Source organism: Methylophaga sp. UBA2689 (genome assembly GCA_002354555.1).
Taxonomy (GTDB): domain Bacteria; phylum Pseudomonadota; class Gammaproteobacteria; order Nitrosococcales; family Methylophagaceae; genus Methylophaga.
The window spans coordinates 1-11,640 of the sequence record DELT01000054.1; the positions used below are offsets into that span (position 1 = coordinate 1).

Annotated in this window: 12 protein-coding genes; 5 read left to right on the forward strand and 7 right to left on the reverse strand. The window is 45.7% G+C overall.

What is annotated here, in order from left to right; all coding sequences use genetic code 11:
- From B3M51_RS05555 to B3M51_RS05580, 7 genes are all read right to left on the reverse strand, one after another.
- Positions 1–806 (reverse strand): copper resistance protein NlpE N-terminal domain-containing protein (locus B3M51_RS05555; protein WP_292757427.1); only part of this gene is annotated, 806 nt, incomplete at its 3' end.
- A gap of 28 nt (positions 807–834) precedes the next feature.
- Complete coding sequence (rnk, locus tag B3M51_RS05560) at positions 835–1,248, reverse strand: nucleoside diphosphate kinase regulator (protein WP_292757429.1); 414 nt, start codon at positions 1,246–1,248, stop codon at positions 835–837.
- Positions 1,249–1,417: 169 nt separating this feature from the next.
- Positions 1,418–1,663, reverse strand: a complete 246-nt coding sequence (locus tag B3M51_RS14400) for a DUF6868 family protein (RefSeq protein ID WP_292481250.1) — start codon at positions 1,661–1,663, stop codon at positions 1,418–1,420.
- A 103-nt stretch (positions 1,664–1,766) separates the two neighbouring features.
- On the reverse strand, positions 1,767–4,025 hold the full coding sequence (locus B3M51_RS05565) for a lipopolysaccharide kinase InaA family protein (RefSeq protein WP_292757431.1): 2,259 nt from the start codon (positions 4,023–4,025) through the stop codon (positions 1,767–1,769).
- A gap of 229 nt (positions 4,026–4,254) precedes the next feature.
- Positions 4,255–4,587, reverse strand: a complete 333-nt coding sequence (locus B3M51_RS05570) for an SMR family transporter (protein WP_014706394.1) — start codon at positions 4,585–4,587, stop codon at positions 4,255–4,257.
- A 10-nt stretch (positions 4,588–4,597) separates the two neighbouring features.
- A complete protein-coding gene (locus B3M51_RS05575) occupies positions 4,598–4,966 on the reverse strand; it encodes a YidH family protein (RefSeq protein WP_292481247.1) in 369 nt (122 codons plus the stop codon).
- A gap of 3 nt (positions 4,967–4,969) precedes the next feature.
- A complete protein-coding gene (locus tag B3M51_RS05580) occupies positions 4,970–5,611 on the reverse strand; it encodes a 2OG-Fe(II) oxygenase (RefSeq protein WP_292757433.1) in 642 nt (213 codons plus the stop codon).
- Positions 5,612–5,846: 235 nt separating this feature from the next.
- Between B3M51_RS05580 and B3M51_RS05585 the strand changes: the two genes are divergently transcribed.
- From B3M51_RS05585 to B3M51_RS05605, 5 genes are all read left to right on the forward strand, one after another.
- Positions 5,847–6,587, forward strand: coding sequence for a ferredoxin--NADP reductase (locus B3M51_RS05585; protein WP_292757435.1), 741 nt, complete (start codon positions 5,847–5,849; stop codon positions 6,585–6,587).
- Between the two features lie 236 nt (positions 6,588–6,823).
- On the forward strand, positions 6,824–8,002 hold the full coding sequence (doeB2, locus tag B3M51_RS05590; protein ID WP_292757437.1) for a N(2)-acetyl-L-2,4-diaminobutanoate deacetylase DoeB2: 1,179 nt from the start codon (positions 6,824–6,826) through the stop codon (positions 8,000–8,002).
- A 34-nt stretch (positions 8,003–8,036) separates the two neighbouring features.
- Positions 8,037–9,317: an aspartate aminotransferase family protein gene (locus B3M51_RS05595; RefSeq protein ID WP_292757439.1), complete on the forward strand. Its 1,281-nt coding sequence runs from the start codon at positions 8,037–8,039 to the stop codon at positions 9,315–9,317.
- Positions 9,314–10,573, forward strand: coding sequence for an ectoine hydrolase (gene doeA / locus B3M51_RS05600; RefSeq protein ID WP_292481238.1), 1,260 nt, complete (start codon positions 9,314–9,316; stop codon positions 10,571–10,573). The genes B3M51_RS05595 and doeA overlap by 4 nt, the downstream gene beginning before the upstream one ends.
- Before the next feature lie 15 nt (positions 10,574–10,588).
- On the forward strand, positions 10,589–11,640 hold a 1,052-nt coding region (locus B3M51_RS05605), incomplete at its 3' end, for an aldehyde dehydrogenase family protein (protein ID WP_292757441.1).

An 11,640-nucleotide genomic window follows, 5' to 3' on the forward strand; every position in this document is an offset into this window, starting at 1 on the left:
CGATTCTCTTCAGTGGCTAAAATAAGCGAGGGTTCACGCTGATCCTGATAAACCTCAACGGGCTCATCATTCAATCGGGTCAGTTTCCAGTAAGTATTCAGCAAACTTTCATTGAAGCCTAATTGACCGCAGGTTTCTCCCGGCCATATGTCATCAGCTTTTGTGACAATCAACGTTGGCTGCAATATTCCAGTATCGCTATTTGCTCTTGATTCAAGGTAACCGGTTGCTTCAATTAATATTGGCTGATTAGGCGCTTCGATATATTCCAGATAAAGCGACTCAAGTGCTGCGTTATCCGCTTCCTGGGCGACAACCCAACGCTGACCGGTAAGACATTCAGTAAAGACTCCGCTATCGGCCATGTAGTTGTACATACCGTGAAACTGCATTTTTGGATAGACCGCATAAAAGTTATTGTCCCGCTGAAGTTCATAATTCAAAGGGCTGTTAATCAAGACATATTCCTGATCCATAAGACGGATGTTGCCATCTTTTTCAATCTGGAAAGCTGTTTGCTGTGGATCGTCCGAAAGCAATCTCAACTGATCCGAATTTTGCTGCCATTGCCCCAGTTGATAAAAGGTCGAATTTTCGCCCGAATCCTGATAATGCATTTGCAGATAATAGCTTTTATCTGCGAATAAATTGAGGCGATAATCAATGCCCGGGCAGTCAGCACAGGGCAAAGTGCCGCTGTAGCTGGCCGGAAAATCTTCAATAATCACGTGACGCTCATCAGCTTCTTCAGTACTGCAAGCACTGAAAAACAAAATCGACAACAAGACCAGCCACTTTTTAAACATATTAAACTCCAGATGCATTTGACCAGAGTTATCGGTGATATTCACCTGCACGCTCCGGTTGATATTCTATGGCTTCAATTCTCACCTGTAACATTCCACCCTGACCATCCTGCCAGTCAATTTCATCTCCTTCCTTTAATCCCAGCATGGCACTTCCGACTGGCGCTAAAATTGAGATGGTGTTACCAGAGTCATCCATATCTTTTGGATAGACCAATTTCAGCGTAAAAGTTACCCCGGTAGAGATAACTGAAAATTTTACCTGAGAATTCATTGTCACCACATTGGCCGGAATCTGTTCTGGAGCAACCAGCTCTGCACGCTCAAGTTCGGTTAACAAAGCGGATTTGATATTTGTCGCAATGCCTGCTGTGGCCCGCAACAAATTATCGATACGGCTGTAATCGAGTTCGGAAATAATAATGTCAGGTTGTGAATTCACAATAAACTCCATTGAACAAATCTATTCACGCAAAAAAGCTACCTGCATGTTTTTGACGGCATCAGTTGAGATGAAATTGGGGAAAATAATTGGTGATCTGGGCCTGTTACTCTTGCATAGTCGCCACCGTTGTTGAATTTGAACAATCAACCGCTTTTAACAGGCAAGCTTATGATGGCACAAATTTCAAGCTAATATAAGGTGACAGAAAAAACAAAAAAATGGCTAATTTATAAACCATCATGCCCATATAATGCAGCTGTGAGAATTGCTCTCGACTTAGTGTGAACCAGTGAGTGTGGAGTTGGTAAATTCTGTCACTGCAAACAGCATAAAGCGTAAACCAGAATATCAATGCCAGATAGTTGAGGACAGTCGTCCATCCCAAAATAAAGGTAACATTTTCCAGCGTCATTGCAGGTTCTCCTTCATTAGCAGAACTTCAGGATCTGTTGATCGTTAATGATCAACAGACCTCAATCTACGCCGAGTTGTTACAGAATAAAAGTCACCGGCTTTTAATGGTTGCCACGCAGTTTAGTGAACAGACGTTTAATAGCCTTGCGTCCATAGCGACGTTTGAATTTAACTTTAAAATCATAAAGATAAAAAGGTAAACGGCAACGGAAGTTAAACGGCATTTTATACTTGGTATGCTGAAGATAATGCCCAACCAGTTTTTCCCGCCCTGACCAGTGCAGTTTGTTGCATATCCGGGTGAGATCCGACAAACGCTCGGATAGTGTCGCATTACGGTTGAAAAAACGCGCCCTGTTGATATCGATAAGCGTAAAGCCCAGTTTGTCACCGGCTTGTTTTTTTATCAGGATATTGCCGCCAGCCAAATCCCGGAAAAACACGCCACGCCCATGCAAATCCAACAGGAATTGACTGAGTTGTTGGTATAAATCGTCTTCTCTGACATCCTGGTATTCGGTTGCACCTTCATTAAATGCCGTCAGAATATCTCTGGCGGAGAAATCATGATCAACCATGTCACACAGATAATAGTTTTCAGTCAGTGTTTTATCATCTGCCTGTTCAAAGTAGGCGATAGGCAGAGCCGTAGGAATTCCTCGGCGTAATAATTCGGCTGCGGCGTTCCAGCTGCGTCTGGACTTACAGGGTTTAAATTTATCAAGCAGCCGTTTATGCGCAGGCATACGCAATGGTTTTTTAGCGACAACGGTCTGATCCAGCAGATTATCGATACGCCAGATAACATTCCGGGCTTTGCGTAAAGTGTTTGCTTCGGTTGCTTTAGGAAGATAGGCCGGATGTAGCTTCAGTTTCAGCTCCTCTGCCTGGGAAGCATTTTCAGCAGTCAGTACGCCTTTCCAGCCATCCTGCTCAAATCCGTACAGGTTTTTACCACGAGCATGACGATATAATGATATGCGTTCCCGGGCCTTTGGACTTGCTTTCAACTGAATTTTTTTATCAGCTGACCAGCACAGGAATACGGGAGTTTCAGTGACAAACTCGGGTTTTTCACTGACAGTCGTTCCATCACGGGATATAACCTCAACATCCTCCAGTTGTGCAGGAGCATATAAAGCATGCATTGGCATTGCCTGACCGTTGGCGGTCCATAGCACATGGATTAATTTATCCTTGTTGCGAAATGCATGAACTTCAATGGCTTCAGCTGTCGCCAAAGGACCTTCATACAGACTGCCTGGGATCAATCGAATAAAATTCTGCATCGCATAAAATGAGGGACGCAGACGAAAGTCCTCGCGATTTCCCAGCACTGAACGGTAATGGGTAATACGTTCCAGCTTGGGGTAAACCTCATAACCGTCATCAATCAGTCCTTCTCGATGACAGATAAATGGTCCCCAATAAGCCTGCTGCATAGCACCGGAAGCAGCGAGTAAAGTGAGGTAACGACTTAAATAATCTGCTTGCTTTTCTTCACCATTAACCAAGACCCGCCGAATCCTTGGCAAGGTCCAGAAAGCCGCTGGCGATATAAATTCATTTACCCCAAAATCATTGCTGATCTTTTTCAGAATCCGTGCTTTTTTCACCAGGTTCACTTTCAAACGCATAGCGAGCTTAGTGCCAAAAATCCGATGATCAAAGCGTTCCGGTTCGGTCACCCGCTCACTGAACAGATTATTTGTGTGGATGTCCGGTAATTGATTATCACGGCGTAAGCGTGTTAACACAGCAATGTTATGTAGCGGTTCAAAATCAGAAATATTCGGTCCGGCAATTTTGATATGCCGGGATTTTATTTCTTCATAGGCAATACGCCAGGTATTAAAAAAACTTTCAGTGTCATAGCCCGCCCAGCGTCGACGGTTGCTGGTTGAGCCTACCTCGATCGCTGTGACTCGTGATCCAAAGCGGCTGGCAGCGGTTTGCACAAATTCACGCCAGCGCAGTTGTGCGCTGCCGGTTTTCATTTGTTGAGCTTCGTTAAAAGGTTGGACCAGATGCAATAGCACTTTGATATCGGTCGCCAGTAAGCGTTCCAGTAAACGTGTTACCGGACCACCCTCATCACCATATGTGTAATCGAGCCGTACCTGTTTAATCTGCAGCTCAGTAAGTTGTTGCAGAATATAATCATCGACAGCGGGATCCTCGGAGGTGGTCACGCCCACACCGACAAAATCGTCCGGGACGATATGTTGTGCTTCTGGTAGATGTCCATCAGGCAACGCCAACCGACCAGCAAAGACATAACGTAATGCATGACCCAATGAATTTGCATCCATTAAAGGGCCGTTTTCAATTTTGTTTTGCGATGGGTCTGACGAGCTCATAAAAAATCCGAAAAGTTATGCCCTGCATTGGGCTTTTTTAAAGCAGAAATATTCATCATGCTTGGGTTTGTTTCATAACCACCACTGCTGGAAGCTCATTTCGATTAAGAGGACGCAAATGATGAGGTGTCGTTATTCTACATAAGTCATTTGCAATGCAGTAGGACGAAATGCGCCTCAACTCCTGCTGGAAGTTCTCTCCAAACAAGGTGGAAAATACCTGAGGCGTCTAATGCGTCAAACTACTGGAAAAAACATTTAACACCACTACGCCGCCTAAAATCATTGAAATGCCAATGATGGCAGGGGTATCCAGTTTCTGACTAAACACAATCCAACCGATTAAAGCGATTAATACCACACCAATCCCTGCCCAGATCGCATAAGCGATACCGACAGGAATGACTTTTAACGATAAAGCTAAAAAGTAAAAAGCGACGATGTAACCTACGATAACAGCTACTGATGGCCAGAATCGGGTAAACCCCTCAGAAGCTTTGAGAAAGCTGGTACCGAAAACTTCGGCAAGTATAGCAATACTTAATAATAACCATTTAGACATGTTATGGGACTCAATTGTAGGTGAGGAACAGGCTGATAGCCAACAGGCTGCCCAGCAAAGCAACAATTAAACTTACAATGACGCCCCATTGCGTCCGGTATCCTTCGGGAAATTCAGACTCCCCAAGCGTTTTTAACACACGCTGAAATTGTCTGGCAGCATACACTGTGGTCACACTGCCAAGTAGAATAAAAGCCAGGCCGATTATGAAGGTCATGGTGGTATTCAAGTGTTCCTGACCATTTGATAATACTTCAATTAATAAACCAGAACGTTCAATCAAAAAACCGAACATGATAAACGTCAAACCAGTGCGATTCCAGGCGAGTAATGTACGCTCTGCAGCGAATAAAACTCGCGGATCCTGAAGATAGGACATTGATTAAACCGCCTTTACTTTACGTTTTCTCAACCAGTTTTTAAGCTTGGCGCTTAATTTGTGAAAAAAACGATGTTTGTTACCAGCGGCTTCGCTGGTCAGGAAGTTTATCTGGATAGAGCGACGTGTGCCTTCAAAACTAGGGTAGCCATGCCAGCAGTTATCCGTCACTTTAAACGCGACTAATGAACCAGGACCGGGAATAATTTCATCGACATAATCTTCCATATCCTGTGAATTGTTCAGAATACGTAATCTTCCCGTGGCAGCATCCCAGCTTTCATTCAAATAAATCAGAATGGTGACCAGCTTGGTTTTGGAATCAGTATGAATGCGCCCATCTTTCTGTCTTGAGTAACCACGCAAAGTCATCATCATCGGCAGATCCATCACTTTGACATCAAATTTTTCGCAAATAACGTGTCTGAATTCTGGACTGTCGATGGAATCAAGGAACGCTTTGAAATCAGGATTTACTGATACATCATCAACGTTGAAACTACCCCCGTCACCAATGTCAGGGAAATCCCCAATCACACGATCCAGCACATCCTGACGGATCGAACGCTCTACCTTGAAAAAAGGGAACGGTACGGTGTTGACTGTCGCAGCTTTTAAGGCCTGCATATCCAGCACTGAATTCATAGGATCTCTCATTAATGCATGCAAAGGTAATTACCACATATGATAGTACAAAATAGCCTTACAATCAGGTTACAGATTGGAATACATCCGTTATTTTGTTAACCATAAGTAACGGCGATCTTGAATCAAGATAATTGCAACGCCATTGAATCGATGAATAAATTAATGATTCTGTTTTGCTGCAACCCAGCAGAAGTTGATATGGTCATTAAATAAACGCTATCAGGAGATATCCATGTCAAAGTGGCACGAAGGTCGGGTTGTAGAAAATAAACAATGGACCTCAACCCTACACTCTCTGAGGGTTGAAGCGCCTTTAGAAATGTTTGATGCCGGACAATTTACCCGACTGGCACTGGATATTGAAGGTGAAGAAGTCAGTCGACCATTTTCGCTGGTAAATGCACCTGGTGAACAACCGCTAGATTTTTATTTCATTGAAGTACCTGGCGGAATATTCTCCACAAAGCTGGCAAAGCTTAATCCCGGAGATAGCGTCAAGGTTGCTGCCAAGGCCACAGGATTATTAACATTAAAACAATTGCCGCCAGCCAAAAAGTTATTTTTACTGGCAACGTGTACCGGCATTGGTCCGTTTTTATCCATTATTAAAACTCCCGACGTGTGGCAACAATTTGAACGGATAACGCTGGTCCATTCTGTGCGATATATGGAAGAGCTGACCTATCAACAAATGATTCGCAATATTGCTGAAAACCATACCCATCAATTCAGTTATATTCCAATGGTAAGTCGTGAGGCATGTGATTACGCTATTGCTGGTCGGATTCCTGCAGCGATAATGGACTCCAAACTTGAATTACGTGCCGGGGGAAGTATCGATAATGACAGTCATGTAATGCTTTGTGGTAACCCTGATATGGTGCAGGATACGATGAATGTACTGTTAAAACGCGGCCTCAGGAAACATAGCCGACGCGAACCAGGGCACATCAGCATAGAAAAGTATTGGTAGTAAAATGAAGCGGTTATGATATTCAATTGATCCTGAAAACACGTTATTTGAACCAAATATTCTTCAACCAGTCACTAGTGGCATAGCAATTGCTCCTGATTTGAGAACGCTCTCTTTATAGCAGAATCATCATATTGCATTGCAAATTGCACTAAAAAGTCACATTGTTAACAGACAAGGTTTTATAACGGATCACCCGACAATTTTGTTGCTCGGTCCAAAACAGGGGAGGGCTCATGTCAGATGTCTGGCAAGACACCATCACCACAGCTGAAACAATCCGCCGTGAACTCCATGCTCATCCGGAAATGGGCTGGCAGGAACATCGCACCGCTGAGCGGGTGCGTGAGATTCTCAGTTCACTGAATATTAGCTGGCGCAGCTGCGCCGGTACTGGCACGGTAGGTTTACTGAATCCGAATGGAACGGCTGGGCCACACATTGCCTTGCGCGGTGATATGGATGCATTACCCATTCACGAAGCCACTTTGAAAGCCTGGAGTTCAATGAATGAGGGATGTATGCATGCCTGTGGTCATGATGGTCATACTGCAACCTTATTAGCGACAGCAAAATGGCTCAAGTATCACGAAGCGCAACTGAAAGGACCTGTCAGCCTTATTTTTCAGCCAGCTGAAGAAGGCGGTCATGGCGCCAGAGAAATGATCAAAGATGGCGCGCTTGATGGGGTTGATGAAATTTATGGCTGGCACAACTGGCCGGCCATTTCATTTGGTCAAATGCTTTGTCCCGATGCTTTGGTGATGTGTGGTAATGGCACGTTTAAAATTACCCTGCACGGGCAAGGCGGCCATGCCAGTCAGCCGGAACTGTGCCGTGATCCAGTGTTAGCGGCCAGTGCGATTACCCTAAATCTGCAGCAGATTATCAGTCGCCGCCTAGCGCCTCAGCAAGCTGCAGTGATCAGCGTTACTTCAATTGAAGCGCCAAGCGGCCCTACTGTTATTCCGCAAAATGCTGTTCTCGGTGGCAGTATCCGGGTTCCAGACAGAAAAACCCGTGATGAAATCTATCGATTGATCACTGAGATCAGCCAGCAAACTGCCGCGAGTTATGGTGTGGTGGCTGAAGTGGAAAATTTTCCACGCTATGACGCAACCATTAATCATTCGGTACAGGCCACAAACATGCGGCGGTTATGGCAGGACATTAATGGTGCTGATTCACTGGATTTTATTACGTCGACGCCGATTATGGCCTCCGAAGATTTCAGTTACTACCTGCAACATATTCCCGGCGCATTTGCGTTGATTGGCAGTGATGACGGCCCCGAGAACCAGGTGCCATGCCACAGCCCTTATTACGACTTTAACGATCGCCTGATACCGGTGGTCACACGATTGTTTTCGCGCCTGGTCGGAGTTGGCGTACCTGTTCCGGAGGAACTGCCCTAAATCGTCCCAGTGACGTGTTCAAGAGGAGATTTAAATGAGTATATTTGAAGAAAGAGAGTCTGCGATCCGCGCTTATTGCAGAGTATATCCGGTGGTATTCGATAAAGCAGTCAATGCCCGGCAGACTGATGAAAGTGGCAAGGAATATATTGATTTTTTTGCTGGGGCCGGGGTATTAAATTTCGGTCATAACAATCAGCGTATGACCAAAGCCGTAGTCGATTACATTCAATCCAATGGCGTAACACACAGCCTTGATATGCACACCACTGCTAAACGGCAGTTTATGCAGCACTTCACTGATACCATTCTGAAACCTCGCAATATGCCCCATAAAATGCAATTTATGGGCCCCACTGGCACCAATGCAGTGGAAGCTGCAATGAAACTGGCAAGACGTGTTACCGGACGTCAGGATGTCGTGGCTTTCAGTCATGGCTTTCATGGCATGACTTTGGGGGCATTGAGCGCCACGGCTAATCAGTACTTCCGTAATGCAGCTGGTGTGCCTCTCAACCATGTAAAACATTTTGCCTTTGGCTGTGAAGAGGTCTGTCCGGGCTGTGAACTGGGTTGCGGTATGAACAGTATTGATCAGTTAACAGCAATTTATAAAGACAGCTCCAGCGGTATTGCTCCGCCTGCAGCCTTTTTGCTTGAAACGATACAGGCTGAAGGCGGTGTGAAGGTAGCATCAAAAGAATGGCTGCAGGCCCTGGCAAAATTGGCCAAAGAAGTCGGGGCATTATTAATCGTCGACGATATTCAGGTGGGCGTTGGCCGAACCGGTTCGTTTTTCAGTTTTGATGATCTGGGTATTGATCCTGACATTATCTGCCTGGCCAAAGGCATTGGCGGCATGGGCACACCGATGGCGATGAATCTGGTGAAGCCGGAACTTGATGAACACTGGTCGCCCGGTGAGCATACCGGTACGTTCAGAGGCCAGGATATTTCCTTTGTCGCGGGTGATCAGGCACTGGCTTATTTTGACAATGATGAGTTGATGAAACAAGTCAAAGCCAACGGCCAACAAATGGCTGAAGCACTGGCCCCATTGGCGCAAAGATATCCAGATGTGAATGTGACTGGTAAAGGCATGATCCTGGGACTGGATGTAGGCAATGGAGATAGAGCCAAAGCCATTGTGAATCAATGTTTTGAAGCCGGTTTACTGATTGCCAGCTGTGGTACCGGTGGACGGGTTGTCAAATTGATCCCACCATTAACTACGCCCCAATCTGACTTAAAGACGGGACTGGATATTCTGGTTGAAGTGACTGATAGAGTCATGCAAATGGAGGAAGCCGCATGAGACAGCGTGATGATATGACTTTTCCGTTTGAAGAATACGAGCGACGACTACGCGAGTTAAGAGAACGTATTGCCGAACGACATATGGATGCTGTGGTCATTTCCGATCCTGAAAATATTATGTATCTGACGGATTACCAGACAACTGGCTACTCATTCTTTCAGGCACTGGTAGTGCCGTTGGAAGATGAACCGTTCATGATCACCCGTAAACTGGAAGAATCTAATGTAATCCATCGAACCTGGTTAGATATTACCCGGCCGTATCCTGATACAGGTGATGCCATTCAGATGCTGGTGGATGCGCTGCGTGAGTTTGGACTGGATAAAAAACGCATTGGATATGAACGTAACAGCTACTTTTTCCCTGCCTATCATCAGGACTGCATCCATACCACTTTGACCGATGGCAAATTGCTGGATTGCTTTGGCATCGTAGAGGAAGGAAGGGTATGCAAATCACCGATGGAAATTGCATTAATGCAGAATGCTGCCAGAGCGACTGAAGCAGGTATGCAAGCCGGAATTGATGCAGTGCAGGCAGATGTCACTGAAAATGAAATTGGTGCAGCAATCAGCGCAGCAATGTTTAGAGCTGGCGGTGAGCCGCCAGCGGTTATGCCGTATGTGACTTCTGGACCACGCACCATGATTGGCCATGCCACCTGGGAAGGCCGGATTGTGCAGCCAAATGAACATGTCTTCCTTGAAGTGGGGGGGTGTTATCGTCGTTATCACACAGCGATGATGCGTACGATTGTTCTGGGTGCATTAAGTCCATCAATGTACAAGGCTCAGGAAATCATGAAAATGGCGCTGGACGCGGTGCATAAGAACTTCCAGCCTGGCATGACCGTATCCGATGCCGACAATATGATTCGCAATATCATTACTAAAAATGATATCGGTGCACGACTGGTGACGCGGTCTGGATATTCAATTGGTATCGCCTTTCCACCCAGCTGGGATGAGGGGTATATCGTTAGTCTCAAACAAGGTGAATCCGCTGTGCTCAAGCCTGGCATGACGTTTCATATTATCCCGTGGATGTGGGGTGTTGATGGGGATAAAACCTGCGGCATCTCTGACACCATTCATATAACCGAAGATGGCTGCGAGTCCTTTTTCACCATGGACAGAGATTTTGTCGTCAAAGCCGATCAGGGCAAACAAAAACTTATTTCACTGGATAAGGGCAACAAAAACGAATCCAAAGCTGATAAACAACCTCAGCATGCCCAAAAATCTGCCAGTTAATCTACAGAGGTCAACATGCTTATAGCAACAAACCCGTACAGCGGAGAAAAAATCGATAGTTTCCCCTGTCTCAGTAAACATGACATGTATGCTCGAATCGGTGAGGCCAGCGCAGCTTTTGCTGACTGGAGTGATCGAAGTTTTGAGGAGCGTGCTGAGGTGTTACGTGCAGTTGCCAGACAGCTACGTGCAGAAAAACATGATCTGGCACAACTGATGGCCTTGGAAATGGGTAAGCCAATAAGAGAAGGGGTACCTGAGGTTGAAAAAGCGGCTTTTTGTGCAGAATTCTATGCTGATAATGCCGAAAAATTTCTGACCAGAGACACAATCGAATCGGATGCTTCACTTAGTTATGTCTGTTATCAACCTTTGGGTACTTTGCTGGGAATTTTGCCCTGGAATGCACCCTTATGGCTGGCATTCCGCTATCTGGCACCCGCGCTGATGGCGGGCAACACCTGTGTGATGAAACACGATCCCCATGTGCCGCAAACAGCCCAGGCAATCGCAAATGCCTTTGTTAAAGCTGGCGCACCGGAAAATATTATGGTGAATTTGCCCCTGGAAACACCGGAAGTAGAATTAGCGATTCGAGATCCACGCATAATGGCTGTTTCGTTTACCGGTTCTGGTGGAGCGGGCAGGAAAGTAGCCGAAATTGCGGGCAGTGAAATTAAACCATGTGTTCTGGAACTGGGTGGTTCGGATCCCAGTATTATTCTGGCCGATGCTGATCTGGAAACAGCAGCGGATGTGGTGACACTGTCACGAATCATTAATGCAGGACAGTCCTGTATAGCTGCCAAGCGAATTATTGTCGAGGCTGAAATCTACGATCATTTTGTGGAGCTGTTATTAAACCGACTCAAAAAATTGCAAATGGGCGATCCATTACAGCCGAGTACCGATATCGGGCCGATTGCTCGCAAGGATTTGCAGCTGAATCTGCATCGACAGGTGGAAGATACAGTTGCTGCGGGTGCGAAATGTTTATTAGGGGGCGAATTACCCGATACCGATGGTTTTTTCTATCCAGTCACATTGCTGACCGAAGTGACTCCCAC